Source organism: Novosphingobium sp., assembly GCF_030699305.1.
Classification (GTDB): Bacteria; Pseudomonadota; Alphaproteobacteria; order Sphingomonadales; family Sphingomonadaceae; genus Novosphingobium.
Window position 1 is genome coordinate 38,732 of the sequence record NZ_JAUYNB010000006.1, and the last position, 16,997, is coordinate 55,728.

The 16,997-nt window shown below is 66.1% G+C and carries 16 protein-coding genes; 7 read left to right on the top strand and 9 right to left on the bottom strand.

The window, feature by feature from the left end; genetic code table 11:
* Nucleotides 1-10 precede the first annotated feature (10 nt).
* Both Q8Q53_RS01095 and Q8Q53_RS01100 read left to right on the top strand, forming a co-directional pair.
* The gene (locus Q8Q53_RS01095) at nucleotides 11-628 is read left to right on the top strand and encodes a DNA-3-methyladenine glycosylase (RefSeq protein ID WP_305699897.1); all 618 of its coding nucleotides are present in this window, start codon (nucleotides 11-13) and stop codon (nucleotides 626-628) included.
* 109 nt (nucleotides 629-737) lie between these two features.
* Nucleotides 738-1,544, top strand: a complete 807-nt coding sequence (locus Q8Q53_RS01100; protein ID WP_305699898.1) for an SDR family oxidoreductase — start codon at nucleotides 738-740, stop codon at nucleotides 1,542-1,544.
* A gap of 10 nt (nucleotides 1,545-1,554) precedes the next feature.
* Here Q8Q53_RS01100 and Q8Q53_RS01105 read toward each other — a convergent pair whose 3' ends face one another.
* Nucleotides 1,555-1,845, bottom strand: a complete 291-nt coding sequence (locus tag Q8Q53_RS01105; RefSeq protein WP_305699899.1) for a 4a-hydroxytetrahydrobiopterin dehydratase — start codon at nucleotides 1,843-1,845, stop codon at nucleotides 1,555-1,557.
* Nucleotides 1,846-1,892: 47 nt separating this feature from the next.
* Here Q8Q53_RS01105 and ccmA point away from each other — a divergent pair, with 47 nt between their 5' ends.
* Both ccmA and Q8Q53_RS01115 read left to right on the top strand, forming a co-directional pair.
* The gene (gene ccmA, locus Q8Q53_RS01110; protein ID WP_305699900.1) at nucleotides 1,893-2,471 is read left to right on the top strand and encodes a heme ABC exporter ATP-binding protein CcmA; all 579 of its coding nucleotides are present in this window, start codon (nucleotides 1,893-1,895) and stop codon (nucleotides 2,469-2,471) included.
* Nucleotides 2,468-3,127 carry a heme exporter protein CcmB gene (locus Q8Q53_RS01115; RefSeq protein WP_305699901.1) on the top strand — a complete coding sequence of 220 codons (660 nt, stop codon included), beginning with the start codon at nucleotides 2,468-2,470 and terminating at the stop codon, nucleotides 3,125-3,127. Before ccmA ends, Q8Q53_RS01115 begins: the two co-directional genes overlap by 4 nt.
* A gap of 1 nt (nucleotide 3,128) precedes the next feature.
* Here Q8Q53_RS01115 and map read toward each other — a convergent pair whose 3' ends face one another.
* Nucleotides 3,129-3,953 (bottom strand): type I methionyl aminopeptidase, encoded by an 825-nt coding sequence (gene map / locus Q8Q53_RS01120; protein WP_305699902.1) that lies wholly within the window; start codon nucleotides 3,951-3,953, stop codon nucleotides 3,129-3,131.
* Between the two features lie 50 nt (nucleotides 3,954-4,003).
* Between map and Q8Q53_RS01125 the strand changes: the two genes are divergently transcribed.
* A complete protein-coding gene (locus Q8Q53_RS01125) occupies nucleotides 4,004-5,386 on the top strand; it encodes a M17 family metallopeptidase (RefSeq protein WP_305699903.1) in 1,383 nt (460 codons plus the stop codon).
* 102 nt (nucleotides 5,387-5,488) lie between these two features.
* On the opposite strand, the gene Q8Q53_RS01130 is transcribed toward Q8Q53_RS01125, so the two are convergent.
* From Q8Q53_RS01130 to Q8Q53_RS01145, 4 genes are all read right to left on the bottom strand, one after another.
* Nucleotides 5,489-6,172 carry a DUF4197 domain-containing protein gene (locus tag Q8Q53_RS01130; protein ID WP_305699904.1) on the bottom strand — a complete coding sequence of 228 codons (684 nt, stop codon included), beginning with the start codon at nucleotides 6,170-6,172 and terminating at the stop codon, nucleotides 5,489-5,491.
* 130 nt (nucleotides 6,173-6,302) lie between these two features.
* On the bottom strand, nucleotides 6,303-7,427 hold the full coding sequence (locus tag Q8Q53_RS01135) for a S8 family serine peptidase (protein WP_305699905.1): 1,125 nt from the start codon (nucleotides 7,425-7,427) through the stop codon (nucleotides 6,303-6,305).
* A 209-nt stretch (nucleotides 7,428-7,636) separates the two neighbouring features.
* Nucleotides 7,637-9,190, bottom strand: coding sequence for a secretin N-terminal domain-containing protein (locus tag Q8Q53_RS01140; RefSeq protein ID WP_305699906.1), 1,554 nt, complete (start codon nucleotides 9,188-9,190; stop codon nucleotides 7,637-7,639).
* Nucleotides 9,191-9,268: 78 nt separating this feature from the next.
* Nucleotides 9,269-10,927, bottom strand: a complete 1,659-nt coding sequence (locus Q8Q53_RS01145; RefSeq protein WP_305699907.1) for a M28 family metallopeptidase — start codon at nucleotides 10,925-10,927, stop codon at nucleotides 9,269-9,271.
* Nucleotides 10,928-11,129: 202 nt separating this feature from the next.
* Between Q8Q53_RS01145 and Q8Q53_RS01150 the strand changes: the two genes are divergently transcribed.
* Together Q8Q53_RS01150 and Q8Q53_RS01155 are read left to right on the top strand one after the other, a co-directional pair.
* A complete protein-coding gene (locus Q8Q53_RS01150; RefSeq protein WP_305699908.1) occupies nucleotides 11,130-14,030 on the top strand; it encodes a pitrilysin family protein in 2,901 nt (966 codons plus the stop codon).
* 37 nt (nucleotides 14,031-14,067) lie between these two features.
* Nucleotides 14,068-14,367, top strand: a complete 300-nt coding sequence (locus tag Q8Q53_RS01155; protein WP_305699909.1) for a hypothetical protein — start codon at nucleotides 14,068-14,070, stop codon at nucleotides 14,365-14,367.
* 71 nt (nucleotides 14,368-14,438) lie between these two features.
* Here the strand turns inward: Q8Q53_RS01155 and Q8Q53_RS01160 are convergent, their stop codons facing one another.
* The 3 genes from Q8Q53_RS01160 to Q8Q53_RS01170 all read right to left on the bottom strand — a co-directional run bounded on the left by Q8Q53_RS01160 (nucleotide 14,439) and on the right by Q8Q53_RS01170 (nucleotide 16,947).
* Nucleotides 14,439-15,338, bottom strand: a complete 900-nt coding sequence (locus tag Q8Q53_RS01160) for a hypothetical protein (protein WP_305699910.1) — start codon at nucleotides 15,336-15,338, stop codon at nucleotides 14,439-14,441.
* A 122-nt stretch (nucleotides 15,339-15,460) separates the two neighbouring features.
* A complete protein-coding gene (locus tag Q8Q53_RS01165; protein WP_305699911.1) occupies nucleotides 15,461-16,366 on the bottom strand; it encodes a hypothetical protein in 906 nt (301 codons plus the stop codon).
* Nucleotides 16,363-16,947 (bottom strand): hypothetical protein, encoded by a 585-nt coding sequence (locus Q8Q53_RS01170; RefSeq protein WP_305699912.1) that lies wholly within the window; start codon nucleotides 16,945-16,947, stop codon nucleotides 16,363-16,365. The genes Q8Q53_RS01165 and Q8Q53_RS01170 overlap by 4 nt, the downstream gene beginning before the upstream one ends.
* Between the last annotated feature and the right edge of the window lie 50 nt (nucleotides 16,948-16,997).

Consider the following 16,997-nt stretch of genomic DNA (forward strand, 5'->3'; position numbering starts at 1 on the left):
GGGTAGTGACATGGGGCTTAGTGCAGCAGCGATTCAGCAGGGGCTGGACGCGGTCGCCCGGATCGAACCCGGGTTTGCCCGCGCGCTGACCGTAGCGGGTTATCCCGATCCGCGGATCCGGGAACGCGGCTATGGCACCATGCTGCGCACGATTGTCGGCCAGCAGGTCAGCGTCGCGGCGGCGGCATCGATGTGGCGCAAGCTGGAAGCGCATATCGGGCCGGAGCTCAGCCTTGAACGCGTGCTCGAATCCGATTTCGACACCTTGCGCGGCTGCGGACTTTCCCGGCAAAAACAGGGCTATATCCGCTCCTTGTGCGAACTGGTCGTAACCGGCGCGGTCGATTTTGAACATCTGCCCGAAGATGACGAGGCCGCAATTGCCCAGCTGGTCCGGATCAAGGGCGTGGGGCGCTGGTCGGCCGAAATCTACCTGCTGTTCGCCGAAGGGCGCGGCGACATCTGGCCGGCCGGCGATCTGGCAGTGCAAGCCGGGCTGCACAAGCTGCTGGACCTGCCCGAACGCCCCAGCGAAAAACGCACCCGCGAGCTGGCGGAGGCCTGGCGCCCGCACCGGGGGGCGACGGCGATTTTCACCTGGCATTGCTATAACAACCCGGCGCTTTAAATCAGGATTGAAACAACCACCCTGCCGTTCGTGTCGAGCGAAGTCGAGACACGAACGGCAGGGTGGGGAGCGAATTAAAAGCATGGTTGGGATGAGGGGGAAAACCAGGATGACTGACAGGAAAACCATTTTCATCACCGGCGCTGCATCGGGCATCGGCCGGGCGGTGGCGCAATTGTTCGGTGCGCGCGGCTGGTTCGTGGGGCTGGCCGATGTGAACGAAGCCGGGATGCGCGAAACCGCTGCAGGCATTCCAGCCGGGGCCAGTTCGGTTCACAAACTGGACGTGCGTGACCGCGCCGCCTGGGACGAGGCGCTGGAAGCGTTCGCCGCGGCGGCCGGGGGGCGGATCGACGCGGTGTTCAACAACGCCGGAGTGCCGCTGGGCGGCCAGCTGATCGACAACAACGTGGCCGAAATCGAACGCTGCCTCGACATCAACCTGAAAGGCGTGTTGTTCGGTGCGCAGGCCGCGCACAAGTGGCTGAAGGCCAGCGCACCCGGTTCGTGCCTGCTCAACACCGCCAGCGCGGCGGGCATCTATGGCACGCCGGGCGCTTCGGTCTATTCCGCGACCAAGTTCGGAGTGCGCGCGATCACCGAGTGCCTCGATGCCGAATGGGCCGGGGACGGGATCAAGGTGGCCAGCCTGATGCCCGCCTTCATCGACACGCCCTTGCTCGATCACGCTTCCAACCAGGGCGACAATGCCGACATTCGCGGACGCGTGCAGGACGCCGGGCTGGAAATCACGCCCGTCAGCGAGGTCGCCGATGCCGCATGGAGCGCCGTCCACGGCAAGGCGCTGCACACCCGCGTCGGCAAGACCGCCCACCGCCTCGCCTTCGCCGCGCGCTGGATGCCGGGGCAGCTGCGCAAGCAGACCCGCACAGCGCTGAAGCCGCTGGGCGGTTAGGTCACGCCGACTAGACCATTCCGGCAATCGCCTCCACCATCGCGGCGTCGCGGGCCGACAGGCCATCGGCGTCGTGGGTGGTCAGCGTGATCTGGACGCGGTTATAGACGTTGAACCATTCGGGATGGTGATCGGCCTTGTCGGCATAGAGCGCGACGCGGGTCATGAACCCGAACGCCTCGTTGAAATCGCCAAAGCGCAGCTCCCGCTCCAGCGCCTTGCCATCGGCGCGCAGCGTCCACTGCGGGTGCGCGGCCAGCAGCGCGGACACTTCGGCATCGGTCAGGCGGGGAATCGACATCAGGCTCTCCTTGGCAGGGACATGGCTTTCCCCTATCGCGTGCCGCCATGCAAGACTGCCGCATCGCCGCGAACAATCTGACCTGCCGCCGCGGCGATCGCCTGCTGTTTCGGGGGCTGTCGTTTGCGCTGTCCAGCGGGCAGGCACTGCAACTGGTCGGCGCGAACGGGATCGGCAAATCCAGCCTGATCCGCATCCTGGCGGGACTGGCTCCGGCCTATGCCGGGACGGTCGAACGCGCCGGAACCGTGGGGCTGGTCGATGAACGCCCCGCGCTCGATCCGCACCAGCCGCTGGGCGAAGCACTGCGGTTCTGGCAGCGGATCGATGGCCCGGCGGACAATGAGCTGGCACAGCTGGGCCTGTCGGCGCTGCTCGATGTGCCGGTGCGCTATCTTTCCACCGGTCAGAAAAAGCGCGCCGCGCTCGCCCGGCTGCTCGGCCAGAAGGCGGCGGTGTGGCTGCTCGACGAGCCGCTCAACGGGCTGGATACCAAAGGCGTGGCGCTGGTCGAGCAACTGGCGGCGGAGCATTGCCGCGTTGGGGGCATCTGCGTGATCGCATCACACCAGCCGTTCAATCTGACCGGCCTCAACCGGCTCGATCTGGCGGGGCACATCGCATGAGCGGGCCGCTGTTCACCCTGCTCCGGCGCGATCTGGGGCTGCTCTTGCTGGGCGGACGGCGCGGCGGAGCGACCCTGCCGGTGCTGTTCTTTCTGGCCGTGGCGATGCTCTATCCGTTTGCGGTCGGTCCCGATGCGCCGCTGCTGGCGCGGACCGGCGGCGGGGTGATCTGGGTCGCGGCGCTGCTGGCGGCGATCCTGCCGCTCGACCGGCTGATCGAGCCTGATCTGGAACAGGGAATGTTCGATCAATGGGCCCTGCGCGGCATAGCTGAGGAACTGATCGTGGCGGTGCGGATGCTGGCCCACTGGCTCAGCTTCGGCCCGCCGCTGATGCTGGCCGCCGTGCCCGCGTCCGCGCTGGTCGGGATTGACGGGGCGACGCTGCGGATCGTGGAGCTGGGCCTGCTGGCCGGAACCCCCGGCCTTGCCGCGCTGAGCGTGATGGTCGCCGCGCTGACCGCTGGCCTGCGCGGCGGCGCGGCGCTGGGGGGCCTGCTGGTGATCCCGCTGGCGATCCCGCTGCTGGTATTCGGTGCGGGCAGTCTGGCCATCGGCGGGGAAAGCGGGCTTGCCCTCACCGCCGCGTTCAGTCTGGTCCTGCTGGCGATTACGCCGTTCGCGGCGGGCGCGGCGATCCGCAGCGCGCGCAGCTAACTCAATACGGCGGTTTATGCAGGCCCTTGGGGCTGAGCGTGAAAATCTCGCACCCGTCCTCGGTAATCCCCAGCGAGTGTTCGAACTGCGCCGACAGTGACCGGTCGCGGGTAACCGCGGTCCAGCCATCGTCCAGCATCTTCACCCCCGGCTTGCCCAGGTTGATCATCGGCTCGATCGTGAAGAACATCCCCGGCTTCAGTTCCGGCCCGGTCCCGGCCCGCGCGGCGTGGACCACTTCGGGCGAATCGTGGAACAGGCGGCCCAGCCCGTGGCCGCAAAATTCGCGCACCACGCCGTAGCGGTTCTTTTCGGCATGGGCCTGGATTGCCGCGCCGATATCGCCCAGCCGCGCGCCGGGGCGGGCGTGCTCGATGCCCAGCATCAGGCATTCATACGTCACATCGACCAGCCGCCGCGCCTTCAGCGGCACATCGCCGACCAGATACATCCTGCTGGAATCGCCATGCCAGCCGTCCAGCAGCGGCGTCACGTCGATGTTCACGATGTCGCCATCGCGCAGCACCTTGTCGCCCGGAATGCCGTGGCAAATCACGGCGTTGATCGAGGTGCAGCAGCTGTGGGCATAGCCGCGATAGCCCAGCGTTGCCGGGATCGCCCCGCCCGCCAGCGTCATGTCGCGGACGATGTCATCCAGTTCACCCGTGGTCACGCCGGGGCGGACATGATCGACCAGCGCATCGAGGATTTCGGCGGCCAGCCGACCGGCCTTGCGCATCCCTTCGAACGCGCCCGGCCCGTGCAGCTTGATGGTGCCGTCGCGCAGGACGGTCTCGTTATCGGCAACAACCTGATATTGATTCATGGTATCAGCCTATAGCGGCAAGGGCGCCGTTTGGCTATTGCCTGCCAGACATGACCAACAAACACGCCCTGATCCAGCCCGACCGCGGCCAAGCCGCCACCCCCATCCACCTGATCGACAAGGCGGGGCTGGATGACTTCGTAAAGGGCCTCTCCGCGCCGCAGCGCGCAGCCCTCGCGGCGCAGAAATTCGTGGCCGATGGCTATTCCTATGCGATCCTGCCCGATGGTGACGGGTGGTTCGTGGTATCGGGCGTGGCCAATGTGAACAGCCTGTCGAGCTGGTGTCTGGCCAAGCTGGCCGAAGTCCTGCCGCCCGGCACCTATCGCCGTGCGGGCGGAGAAACCGGCCCGGCGCTGTTCGGCTGGGTCAGCGGGCAATACCGGTTTGACCGTTACCGCAGCGATCCCGTTCCGGATGGCCCGCGCATCCTGCTGACCACAGACGTGAAAGGCATTGCCCCCGCGCTGGCCGAAGCCGCCGCCGTCGCGCTCGTCCGCGATCTGGTCAACACCCCGGCAGAGGACATGGGGCCGGCCCAGCTGGAACACGAAGCCCAGCTGATCGCCAAAGCGCACAAGGCCGAATTCAAGGTTACCTCCGGGGACGCGCTGGAACGCGGTTTTCCGATGGTCCACGGCGTGGGCCGCGCCGCCGCGCGCAGCCATGCCCCGCGCATGATCGAACTGCACTGGGGCGATCCGGCGCACCCGAAAATCGCGCTGATCGGCAAGGGCGTGTGCTTTGATTCCGGCGGGCTGGATATCAAGCCGTCGGCCGGAATGCTGCTGATGAAAAAGGACATGGGCGGCGCGGCCCATGCGCTGGCGCTGGCGCAGCTGGTGATGCAGGCCGGGCTGAAAGTGCGGCTGCACCTGCTGATCCCGGCGGCCGAAAACGCGATTTCCGGCAATGCCTTCCGCCCCGGCGATGTGCTGCGCAGCCGTGCTGGCCTCAGCGTCGAGATCGGCAATACCGATGCCGAAGGGCGGTTGGTGCTGGGTGACGCGCTGGCCCGCGCGGGCGAGGAAACGCCCGAACTGATGATCGACTTCGCCACGCTGACCGGCGCGGCGCGCGTCGCGCTGGGGCCTGACCTGCCCGCACTGATGGCCCGCCGCCCCGAAACCGCCGCCGCGCTGCAAGCTGCGGGCAAGGCCGCCGACGATCCCTGCTGGCCGCTGCCGCTGCACGAAGGTTACCGCGAATACCTCAAATCCGACATCGCCGACCTCAACAACGCGGGCGGAAACGGCTTTGCCGGGGCGGTCGTGGCAGGGCTGTTCCTGGACCGGTTCGTGCCCGAAGGAACCGACTGGGCGCACTTCGACACGTTCGCCTGGCGTCCGGTGGCCAAGCCCGGACGGCCCAAAGGCGGCGACGCGCTGGGCCTGCGCGCCGCGTGGGGGCTGTTGCAGCAGCGCTACGGCTGACCGCCAACCCTCACCCTCACCCTCACCCACCTCGTCACCCCGGACTTGATCGGGAGTGACGGCTGAGTGTGTGTGAGAGCTGGGTGTGCAACCAGGAAGCGCTCAGTTCCCCAGAATACCCTTGAGCAGTGATTCCGCCGGTTTCAGCGGATTGGCGCGCAGCTTGCCCTCCTCTGCGCCGATGTAGCGGAATATCCCGTTCAGCGCCTGATCGGTCACCGAAGCGCCCAGCTTGTCGCGGGTCATGCCGGACAGCGCGGAAATACCGGACCTGCCGGACAGCTTGTTCAGCGATGTGAACGCCCCGGTCCTGCCAAGTGCGCTGTCGATCAGCGGGCGCAGTCTGGCGGTCAGTTCATCGCCCGCGCTGCTGCGCAGGTATTGCGAAGCGCCGTCGTTCTGCGTCGCGATCCCCGGCACATCGGACAGCGTCAGCCGGTCAATCGCGGTGCGGAATACCGGCTTGGCCTCTTTCGCGGCGAGTCCGGCAGCATCGTTGAGCTTGCGGGTCAGCCCATCGGTCAGCCCCAGCTTGCTGCCCTTGCTCAGCACCTGCCCCAACAGCCCCCCGCCGCCGCCCAGCAGCGGCAGCATGATCCGCACCGCCGGATCGGCATAGAACGCGCCGGGCACCGCCAGCTTGTCCAGCGCAGAATCCGATGCCATGCCCAGCACGCCGGTCAGGCCGGAGCCAAGCCCCTGCGCCCCGGCGGCGTCAGCGAGTGGCAACAGGGCCAGCCCCACCAGCACATTGCGACGATCAAGCGGAAATCCGTTCTGCGACATGCGGCCCTCCATCAGAACTAAGTTCATGATTTCACACGGCCACCCCACCGGCAACCGGAATATGCAAACAAAAGGGGCGGCCCGCACATGGCAGGCCGCCCCCTTGTTCATGCGCTTGTCGCGCGCTGACTTACTTGACGCCGATCACGTCCGGATTGCCATCGGGATCGCCCGCGACGAACCCGCCGCTGCGGATCGCGCCTTGCAGCAGCAGGCCCGCGAAGTGCGGGGTCGCCATCGAAGTGCCGCTGATGGTGTTGTAGCCACCGCTGAGCCAGGTTGACTTGATGCTGACGCCCGGCTCGGCATAGTCGATCGGCGGGTTGCCATAGTTGGAGAAGCTGGCGAACGTGTCACCTGCGGCGAAGGCCGAAATGGTGAAGACGTTCGGGCCGTTGGCGCGCGCGGGCGAATGGTTGACCGCGTTGTCGCTTTCATTGCCTGCCGCCAGCGCGAACCGCACGCCGCCTGCTGCTGCGTTGATCACGGCCGTATCGAGCGCGGTGCTGACGCCGCCGCCCAGGCTCATGTTGGCGACATCGCCCGGACGCCCGTTGGCCGCGACATAGTCGATCCCGGCGATCACGCCCGAGGTCGAACCGCTGCCGCGCCGATCCAGCACGCGCACCGCCACGACCGGTGCACCGGGGGCGACGCCGATCACGCCAATGGTGTTATCCCGCGCGGCAATGGTCCCCGCGACGTGGGTGCCGTGGCCGTTCTGGTCCGCCGCCGTGGTCGTGCCACCCAGGAACGAGCGGCTGCGCGTGACATCGACGTTGAGGTCGGGGTGCGTCAGGTCGATCCCGCTGTCGATCACCCACGCGGTCGCGAAAGTGCCAGCGCCGCCGCCGTTGACGCGAGTGATACCCCACGGGGTCTGCTGCGCAGGCTGGGTGGTGCCACCGCCGCCGGGCTTGGCTTCGGCGCGGACCGGACCGGTGGTGACCACCTGATCCTGTTCACAGAAGGCGATGTTGGGGTTGCCAGCCTTCATCCGCTCAATCCCCTGAGCCGATGCGTTGGTCTGGAAGCCGCGGATCGCGACGCTGTAGACATGACCCAGTTGCCCGCCGGCCGCCTGAACCGAACGGTTGGCTTCTGCCTGAGCATTGCCGCGCGAAACGGCAGCCTTGTTGAACACGCAGATATAGCTGCCTGCAATCTTGTCACCGGCGACCTGCGCCTGAGCGGCGGGTGCAGCAAGGGCAACCATCGGAAGCGCGGCAAGGACCAGTCGAAACATCATTTTCATGCGAAACACCCTCCAGAGAACACACCGGCAAGTGCCATCCCAGCGACCGGTATGACGGGAAGACTAACGCGCAAACCACCGCCGTGAAGAGGAAAGATTCATCCGCTGTGGATTATTACGGTTAGGAGAATATTAACCTTGAGGAAGCGGCGAATGTCGAAACTTTTCCATATATTTCCGCAGTTTGTCGCAATATTATTGCAGGCCGATCAGGGCGCTGGGGCCGCGCCGCTGCCGCTGGCTGGGGCCGGGGCGCCGGTCCCGTCCTCGAACCGGCGGTGACGGACGATGTGCGGGGTGATCACGATATAAAGCTCGGTCTTGCTGCTGGTCGACCGTTCCAGCCGGAACAGCTGCCCGGCCAGCGGGATGTCGCCCAGCAGCGGCACCTTGGACTTGCGCTTCAGGATGTTTTCCTGCGTCAGCCCGCCGATCACGAAGGTTTCCCCATCGCGGACCGAGGCCGAGGTTTCCGCCTCGCGCTGGCTGATCGTGGGATAGCCCTGCGAATAGCCGGTAACCGAGGATACCACCCCATAGATCTGCGAGGTCACGAACCCGTCCGAACTGACGCGCGGCGCGATCTGGAGCGTCACGCCGACGTTCACATACTGCACCTGCTGCGACACCCCGTTGACCCCCGACAGCGTGATCGAGGTCAGGATCGGCAGGGCATCGCCGGTGATGATCTTGGCGGTCGATCCGCTTTGCGCAGCGATGCGCGGGCGCGACAGGATGCGGCCCTCGCCCTTTTCGATCTGGGCATAGATTGCCGCCTGCATCATCCCCGAAGGCAGGACATCGTTGGGATCGACGTTGAACGGCAGGAATTCACCCGTCTGGATCCGGCCCACGGCCAGCTGGCCGGAACTGTTGTTCAGATCGATCCCCAGGTTCTTTGCGCCGCTTTCGGTCAGTTCCACGAACTGCGTTTCCAGGATCACGCTGTCCACCGGGACGTCGATCAGCGCGATCTGTTCGCGCACCTGCTCGATCCGTTCAGCCGTGCCGGTAACCCAGATGGCGTTGAGGCGGCGGTCGATCGCCAGGCCATTGCCGAACGATTGCCCCAGCGGCTTGTCGGCGCGCTGGTTGGGATTGGAGGACTGCATATAGTTTTGCTGGTTGCTGCTGCCGAGCGATCCGAACCCCGGTTCGCGCCGGATAAAGGTGTTGTTGGGCTCCACCACCGCGCCTTCGACCAGCAACCCGATCACTTCGCTGACGTCGGCGTATTTCAGCGGGATCATCTCCGACTTCTCGCCAAACCGGGGCGCTGCCGGGGCGGGCGCAAGGGCCGATGCCGGGACCACTGCTTCGCCGCTGGAGCCGAGCGGGCGGCTGCCGGTTGCCTCCTCGTCGCTGACCTTGCGGACCCGCACCTGGATCACGCCGCCCGCTGCCGGTTCGACCGTGACTTTCGCCGGACCGGCGGTTTCGAACCGCATCACCAGATCGGCCCCGCGCGTTTCGAACAAGGTCGCGCGCACCAGCCCCTTGTAAGCCGCGCGTGAGGGGATTTTCTGCACTTTCAGCGTGGTGCGCAGCACCAGCGCGGGCGCACCGGGAATGGCGTTCTGCGGCTCCATCCGGGGCACTTCAGGCGAAAAGCGCAGCATGAACGCAGCTTGCTCCGCATCCTCGCTCACCAGCTTGAGGTCTTCGATGACCGAGGGAATCGGCGCTTGCGCCGACGCCGGGCCAAACAGGCCCAGCACCAGCGCCGCAGCCAGCACAATGCGGTTGAACAGGCCCTTGGGCACCAGTTTTACGACCCCTTGATCCCCCGCCCCCATGGCAGCGCAGGCGCGGACACTACCGCGCCGGACTGCTTTTGCAAATCAGGGCTTGGGCAAGGCTTGCAGACGCGGCGCTTTCGGCGCGGTGGGGGCGAATTCCTTGCCGAACAGGTTCCCGGCATACCAGCGCGGCTGTTCGGTCGCGTCGGCAATGCCGCGAATGATGTGATAGTTTACCTCGGCGAACTTCGCCCCGGCCTGCCAGTCGATCGGCAGCTTCAGATCATCGCTGGGCTTGTGGTAATGGGTTGCAAGAAATTCCTTGAACGCCTTTTCGCCCGGCCCTTCAAAGCCGGTCATCAGGAACACCGAAGGGATGCCCTGCTGGACGAAGCGATAGTGGTCCGACCGGGTGAACAGCCCTTCTTCGGGCATCGGATCGGGCGACAGCCTGATCCCCGCCTTGGCCGCGCCTTCGGCCACGATCGGCCCCAGCGTCGACGCCTCTGCTCCGAATGCGATCACGTCGGTGAAGCGATAAAGCAGCACCGGCATGTCGAAATTGACCACGGCAATCGGGTTGCCCGTACCCGTCACCGGATTGCGAGCGAGATAGTCCGAGCCGATCAGCCCGCCTTCCTCGGCCGTGACGGCGGCGAACAGGATCGGGCGGCGCGGGCCGTCCTTGCCGTTAGCCTTATCCTTGACCAGTGCCTTGGCCACTTCCAGCATCGTCGCAACGCCGCTGGCGTTGTCGAGCGCGCCGTTGGCAATCTTGTCTTCCGCCGTGCCGTGATCGCCGATGTGATCGAGGTGCGCGGACATGACCACCACTTCGTCGGCCAGCGCGGGATCGGACCCCGGCAGCATCGCGACCACGTTCGAACTGGGCTTGTCGGTCCAGGCGCTGGCGACTTCGATTTTGGCACTGGCGCGCAGGGCAAAGCCCTTGGGCCGCTTGCCCGCAACGTCCGCCTCAGCCAGGATCGCATCGAGCGGCTTGCCGGCAGCGGCAAACAGCTTGGCCGCCGTTTCCGGGTTCAGCGTCGCGCCCGCACGGATGCCGCTGGCGCGCACGAACGCCTTGCCGTCGGTGCCAACCCAGCCTTTCGCCGAGGAACCGGCCTGCTGTTTGCGCCGGTCCCAGGCCAGCCGCCTGGTTTCCTGCAAGGTCGGCACGGTGATGATCCCCACCGCCCCGCGCTTCATCGCCATCAGCGCCTTTTCCGCGTTGAGGTGCGCGCCCTGTTCGCTGTTCATGCCCCTGGGATAGCCCGACAGGACGACCACGATCTTGCCCTTCACGTCCAGCCCCGCGTAATCCTTCAGGCCCAGTTCGGCGTGATCCAGACCATATCCGGCAAACACCAGCGGCGCATCGAGCATGACCTGCTGTTCGGTCAGGCTGGGGCGGATCAGCACTTGCGCGGAATCGTCGATCCGCAGTTCCTGTCCGCCGAACCGCAGCGTCAGCGCGGGCGTGCCGTCCAGCTTGGCCATGCGCAGCATCAGGTTCTGATAATAGCTGCCGTTCACCGGTTGCAGGCCCATGCCGAGATACTGCGAGGCGACATAGTTCGCCGCAATGTCATACCCGCGCGATCCGCCCTCGCGCCCTTCCATCAGGTCATCGGCCAGGAACGTCACGTGCGCGCGCACTGCTTCGGGATCGAACACCGGCGCCTCGGCCCGCGCCGCGGCGGTCAGCGACAGCGCCAGCAAGGAGGCGGCAAGCAGGGTGGCAGCGTGAAGTCGGCGCATCGGATACCTCGGCAAGAATGGACCAGTCTGCCCTGCCGGATGCCAGATGCGCCCGCCCCGCACAAACGGGCGGCTGTGCCGCTCAACGCGCGCCATCACGCGTTCGTCGAAAAGCGCGCTTGGCAGACGCAAAGCAGGTCTGGCCCAAAGCGCCGTTTCGGCTAGAACACCAGCGATAAGTCTTGTTTGGCTGGGAATCCTGATGCGCCGATTGCTGCCCGTTTCGCTGCTTGCCCTGTCCCTGGCGGCTTGCTCTGCCGGTCCCCGCGCCGAAGTGGCTGCCCCCCCGCCGCCCGTTGCCGCCGCGGCGGTCGCGCCTGCGCCGCTGGCGCAGCTGGTCAAGGCGGTGGACATCCCGTTTGAGCGGTTCCAGCTGGCCAACGGGTTGACGGTGATCGTCCACACCGACCGCAAGGCCCCGATTGTCGGCGTCACCACCTATTACCGCGTCGGGTCCAAGCATGAGCCCCGGGGCCGCACCGGGTTTGCCCACCTGTTCGAACACCTGATGTTCGGCGGATCGGAAAACGTCCCCAATTTCGACGTGCCGCTGGAAAGCGCCGGGTCCACCTCGACCAACGGGTCGACCTGGTATGACCGCACCAACTATGTCGAAACCGTGCCGACCGGCGCGCTCGATCTGGCGCTGTTCATGGAAAGCGACCGGATGGGCCACCTGCTGGGCGCGGTCACGCAGGACAAGCTGGATAAGCAGCGCGGCGTCGTCCAGAACGAAAAGCGCCAGCGCGACAACCAGCCTTACGGGCTGGAGGATTACGCGCTGGGCGACGGGCTGTTCCCGGTCGGCCACCCCTATCGCCACTCCACCATCGGTTCGATGGCCGACCTCAGCGCCGCCAGTCTGGCCGATGTGCGCAAGTGGTTCACGGACAACTATGGCCCCAACAACGCCGTGCTGGTGCTGACCGGCGATATCGACGCCGCCACTGCCCACCCGATGGTGGAAAAGTGGTTCGGCCACATTCCCGCCGGTCCTGCCGTCCCCTCGGTCGCAGCGGCCCCGGTGACCCTGCCCGCCCCGGTCGTGCGCGACATCGCCGATCAGGTGCCGACCCTGCGCCTGACCCGCAACTGGAGCGGGCCGGGCCTGGCCGACGGCGACGCCGAGGCGCTGGCCGTGGGGCTGGATGTGCTGGGGGGCCTCGCCAGCTCGCGGCTGGATAACGCGCTGGTGCGCGGCAGCCAGCAGGCGACCAGCGTGTCCGCCGGTGTACAGCAGCACGAACAGCTTTCCATGATCCAGATCGCGATGGACGTGAAGGCCGGCGTCGCCCGCACCGATGCCGAAGCCGCGCTCGACGCGGTGATCGCCAAGTTCCTCGCCGAAGGGCCGACCGAGGATGAACTGCGCCGCTCTGCCACCCGGCTGGTTTCACAGGAAATCGGCCAGCTGGAAAGGGTCGGCGATTTCGGCGGCAAGGGCATGACGCTGGCCGAAGGGCAGCTCTATCTGGGCAATCCGGCGAACTACAAGGAAAGCCTCGCCCGGATCGCCGCGCTCACCCCGGACAAGGTCCGCGCAGCCGTGGCGAAGTGGCTCGCGCATCCGGCGCTGGCGGTCAACACTGTCCCCGGCACCCGCACCGAACAGGGCGAGGCGATGGGCGGCTGGGGCGATGAACCCGCCAGCCCTGCCCCCAAGGCCAAGGCCATGGCCGATGCCGTGCAGCCCGCAGCCACGCTCAAAACCGGGCCGAACCGCGCCTTCCCGCCGGTCGCGCCGGTCGGCGATCTGGCCTTCCCGGCGGTGGAGCGCGCGGCCCTGTCCAACGGGATGCCGATCGCGCTCGCCCGCCGCACCGCCGTGCCCAAGGTGATCGTCAGCATCAGCTTCGATGCCGGGACCGCCGCCGACCGGCTCGACACCCCCGGCACCCAGTCGCTGATGCTGGGCCTGCTCGATGAAGGCACCGCCACGCGCGATGCAGTGGCCATTGCCGAGGAACAGGAACGGCTGGGCGCGACCGTGTCCGCCGGGGCCGGGCTGGATGCCAGCACGGTGACGCTGAACGCGCTGACCGCCAATCTTGCCCCGTCGCTCAGCCTGCTGGCCGATCTTGTCCGCAACCCCGCGTTCCGCGCCGCAGACGTCGCCCGCGTGCGCGACCAGCAGCTCAGCAACATCGCGCAGGCGCAGTCCAACCCGCGCGCACTGGCCGCGCGCAGCCTGCCGCCGCTGCTGTTCGGCCCCGCGCATCCCTATGGCCTGCCGGGTGACGGGCTGGGCGATGCCCGGTCGGTCGCCGCGCTCACCCCCGCCGCCTTGCGCACCGCGCATGACAAGTGGCTGCGCCCCGATGCGGCGCGGATCACCGTGGTTGGCGATGTGACGCTGGAACAGCTCAAGCCCCTGCTGGAGGCCGCGTTCGGCAACTGGCAGGCCCCTGCGCAGGCGCGCGCCGTCAAGCAACTGGATGCCGCCGTGCCAGCCCCTGCCCCCCGGATCGTGCTGATTGACCGGCCGGGTTCGCCGCAATCGGTGATCGTCGGCGGGCGCGTGCTGCCGCTGACCGGGCGGGACCAGGGCCGCGAGGCGCTGGATCTGGCCAGTGAAGTGCTGGGCGATGGCTTCCTCAGCCGCCTCAACCTTGACCTGCGCGAGGACAAGGGCTGGTCCTATGGCGTGCGCAGCGCCGTCAGCAGCCCGGTCGGCCCGCGCAGCTTCAGCGTGGTCGCGCCGGTTCAGGCTGACCGGACGGGCGATTCAATCCGCCTGCTGCTGGAACACATGGCCGCATTCCCGGCGAGCAAACCGGTCAACCCGCAAGAGCTGACCCGCGTCACCGATGGCAACATTCGCGGTCTGCCCAACCGGTTCCAGACCAATGCCCAAGTGCTGGGCGCGATTGTCGGGAACGACCGGCTGGGCCGCCCGGACGATTATTACGCCACCCTGCCGACCCGCTACCGCGCGGTCGATGCCGCGGCCATCGACCGCGCGGCGCAGCAGTTCCTGCAGGGCGATGGCCTGGTGTTCATCGTCGTGGGAGATCGCAAGCTGGTCGAACCGCAGCTCAAAGCCCTGCCCCTGAAACTGGAAATCGCAGCCCCGGTTGACAGCGGCGCGGCGGCGGGCGAGTGATAATGCTACTTACCCCAATGTCAGTGAGGAGAGAATCATGACTGTTGCAGGCACTTACGAATGCGTCACCAAGACCCCGATGGGTGATCAGAAGAGCGAATTCACGATTGACGTGTCGGGCGACACCTTCACCGGCAAGAACGTTGGCGCGATGGGTTCGATGGACCTTGAAAACGGCAAGGTTAACGGCAACCAGCTGACCTGGTCGATGAAGATGACCGTGCCGATGCCGATGACGCTGGAAGGCGAAGCCACGGTTGATGGCGACACCATCACCGGCGGCGTGAAAGCCGGCGCGTTCGGCACCTTCCCGATGACCGGCACCCGCAAGGCCTGAGCCAGCGCGGTTTGCAGACAGCGAAAGGGCGCCGGAGGGATACTCCGGCGCCCTTTTTGTTGAAGCCTGCGTCATTTCTTCGCGGGCTTGTCCCCCGGCCGCGCTGGCACCGAGAAGTCGAAAATCTTCGACGTCATCGCTCCCATGCCGCCCAGCCCCATGCCGCCCCCGCCCGTCGTGGCCGAATAGATGAAGCCGTATTCACCCGACGGAAGGTCGGTGTCCGGCGACACTTCATAAACGCCGGGAGCAATCTGATTGTATGAAAACGCAATGCGCGCCTTGTCCATGACCCCAGCCTTCGCGCCGCCGATATTGAACTTGCCGACCTTGGCCTCACGGCGGTCGTCCTTTACATCAAATCGAACTAAGCTGAACTCGGAGGGCGAGGTTACTGCCCCCGCCATCCACACCGCAGAAGTCGCGCCGCCGGACAGCGAACGCCCAGCCTGATCAAAGTAAAAATAGAACTTCGGCCGCGCTGCCTCGGTCACGACGCGGGCCTTGGCATTCGGCACCACGGTCTTGAAACTCATTGATGCGATGCCGCCCGTTAACGCATAGCCCAGAAACCCCCCGGTCTTGGTCTGGTTGCTGGTGGTTGGATCAATCACGACCATTTTCGGCTCGGCCTGCCAATTGGCCAGAACATAGATGCCCGATGGGTGCGGCGCGAGCGGATCTGGCGAATCCGCAGACCCGGCCGCATTGGCCGACACCGTTTGGCCGTTAGACGCCTCAATCATCGCCGCGATCACCGATCCCGGCACCCCGGCCTTCTTCAGCGCTATCATCGCATCGGTTGACGTGTCGTACTGGCCGCCGGATGCCTTGATCTTTGCGATAATCGCCTGTTCATCCAACCCAACTTCCACTAGCGAAACAATCCTGGAATTATCCAGAACCTCACCAAGTGCGGGCGCTGCGGACAACGCCAAAGCCAATGCAATTGTTGCGCGACCAATCTTCATCACTATCTCCGCTTGTCCCAATTGGCATGTGTGTCAACCAACGACGCTGCTCTAGCAAGGCGTAACTTTCAACACGCTAGCGCAACAGCAGAGGTTCCGCGCAGCGCCGCAGGGACCTTGGCTCAACTGGCAGGCTTGGCTTCCATCGCAACGGCCGCTTCGGGCGGCGCGGCGGGCGCGGGCTTGGGGCGCAGGTCCACCTGCATGCCGCGCTCGTACATGAACACGCCTTCGATCTCCATCACCCGGTCCACTTCCTGGCCGTACCAGTTGGGGCGGGTTCCGGCGGGCTTGAACGCGGCGGGAATGACCGACCCGGCGGGCAGGCGCGGATCGCTGAACACCAGCGGTTTCAGGCGATAGTTGGTGGTCCCCGGCGGCAGATCGAACGCGGACTTGGGGCGCTCTTCCTTGGGCAGGTCACGGTGCGCTTCGGCGAAGGGGATCGAGAATTCGAAGCTCACCACCTTGCCCGCCGGGGCGTCGAACGACACCGTGCCAAGGCACGCACAGCCCATCCCGTTGCCATAGAGAAGGTATTCACCCGGCGGCACTTCCTGCAGGAAGGCCGAACCGTTTTCCTTGTTGAACCGGTTCTGCGGCCCCAGCGTGACCGCGCGGGTCTGTTCATAAAGCGGGAAGCCGAAGTTTTCCTCGGTCGGCTCCTGCGGCTCCTTGGGGCGCTTCACGCTCGACGCGGCGTTCTTCAGATAGCCCATTTCCTTGACCCACGCCGCGTGCTTCTTTTCCCACTTGGCGCGTTCCTTGGCCAGTTCCTCGGCCCGCTCTGCCGCGTGCGCCGCCGCCTGTTCGGCATTGGGCAGCTTCATCAGCACCGGCATGACAAAGAACGGCGAAGAGACCAGGATATAGGCCTTGTCCGGCTTCAGCGCGACCGGGCCGGGCTTGTCGCGGACAATCGTGGTTTCCCACTTTTCCTTGTCCTTCTTGTCGGCCGCCGAAACGGCCCCGGCCTGCAAGGTCAGGATGGCGGCGGCGCTGGCGAGCGCGAACATCCGCGCGCTCACAGCCCCAGCTCCTTGCCCGCCGGGCGCGGACCAGAGGCGACCTTGGCCTGCTGGGCCAGCATCGCCTGCCGCTTGTCCTCGCCCTCGCCGGAGAAGCCTTCCTCGAAATTGAATTCCTGCCACAGGTCTTTCTCCAGCCCGAACCGGTCATAACCCCGATAACCCATGCAGCGGCGCATGTTGACGCGGCGCAGGCGGCGCTTTTCGACCGAGCCAAAGATCGCCGCGATCATCACGTTGGCAATCACGCCCCCGGCGGCCCCGGCCATCGTATAGGTATAGGGATACGGTGCAGCCTGATACTGATAGCCGCTCGACAGCCCGCGCGCCAACCCGTCGCAATCGCGCAAGTCAGCCAGCGCTTCCTCAAACGAGGTACCCGCGCGGTTGAAGAAATAATACTTGTCGAAATCCGCCTCGATCAGCGGGGTCGATACGAAGTCCAGCTTCGGCATCGGCACGCTCGCCGGATCGGGAACGACAGTCATGGGATCGACGGCGGGCTTCGCCGTTTGCGCCCCGGCGGCAGAGGCCACCAAAGCAAGCGAGGCGACCAGCCCCGTTACCGAATTGCGCGACATAATGATTCATTCTCCCCTGTACGGGGCCATGATTTGCAGGAAACACCGTA

Bases quoted from the DNA above. Each gene is read 5' to 3' on its own strand.
- Q8Q53_RS01095 (WP_305699897.1), top strand. From the start codon at position 11: ATGGGGCTTAGTGCAGCAGCGATTCAGCAGGGGCTGGACGCGGTCGCC.
- Q8Q53_RS01100 (WP_305699898.1), top strand. From the start codon at position 738: ATGACTGACAGGAAAACCATTTTCATCACCGGCGCTGCATCGGGCATC.
- Q8Q53_RS01105 (WP_305699899.1), bottom strand. From the start codon at position 1,845: ATGTCGATTCCCCGCCTGACCGATGCCGAAGTGTCCGCGCTGCTGGCC.
- ccmA (WP_305699900.1), top strand. From the start codon at position 1,893: ATGCAAGACTGCCGCATCGCCGCGAACAATCTGACCTGCCGCCGCGGC.
- Q8Q53_RS01115 (WP_305699901.1), top strand. From the start codon at position 2,468: ATGAGCGGGCCGCTGTTCACCCTGCTCCGGCGCGATCTGGGGCTGCTC.
- map (WP_305699902.1), bottom strand. From the start codon at position 3,953: ATGAATCAATATCAGGTTGTTGCCGATAACGAGACCGTCCTGCGCGAC.
- Q8Q53_RS01125 (WP_305699903.1), top strand. From the start codon at position 4,004: ATGACCAACAAACACGCCCTGATCCAGCCCGACCGCGGCCAAGCCGCC.
- Q8Q53_RS01130 (WP_305699904.1), bottom strand. From the start codon at position 6,172: ATGTCGCAGAACGGATTTCCGCTTGATCGTCGCAATGTGCTGGTGGGG.
- Q8Q53_RS01135 (WP_305699905.1), bottom strand. From the start codon at position 7,427: ATGAAAATGATGTTTCGACTGGTCCTTGCCGCGCTTCCGATGGTTGCC.
- Q8Q53_RS01145 (WP_305699907.1), bottom strand. From the start codon at position 10,927: ATGCGCCGACTTCACGCTGCCACCCTGCTTGCCGCCTCCTTGCTGGCG.
- Q8Q53_RS01150 (WP_305699908.1), top strand. From the start codon at position 11,130: ATGCGCCGATTGCTGCCCGTTTCGCTGCTTGCCCTGTCCCTGGCGGCT.
- Q8Q53_RS01155 (WP_305699909.1), top strand. From the start codon at position 14,068: ATGACTGTTGCAGGCACTTACGAATGCGTCACCAAGACCCCGATGGGT.
- Q8Q53_RS01160 (WP_305699910.1), bottom strand. From the start codon at position 15,338: ATGAAGATTGGTCGCGCAACAATTGCATTGGCTTTGGCGTTGTCCGCA.
- Q8Q53_RS01170 (WP_305699912.1), bottom strand. From the start codon at position 16,947: ATGTCGCGCAATTCGGTAACGGGGCTGGTCGCCTCGCTTGCTTTGGTG.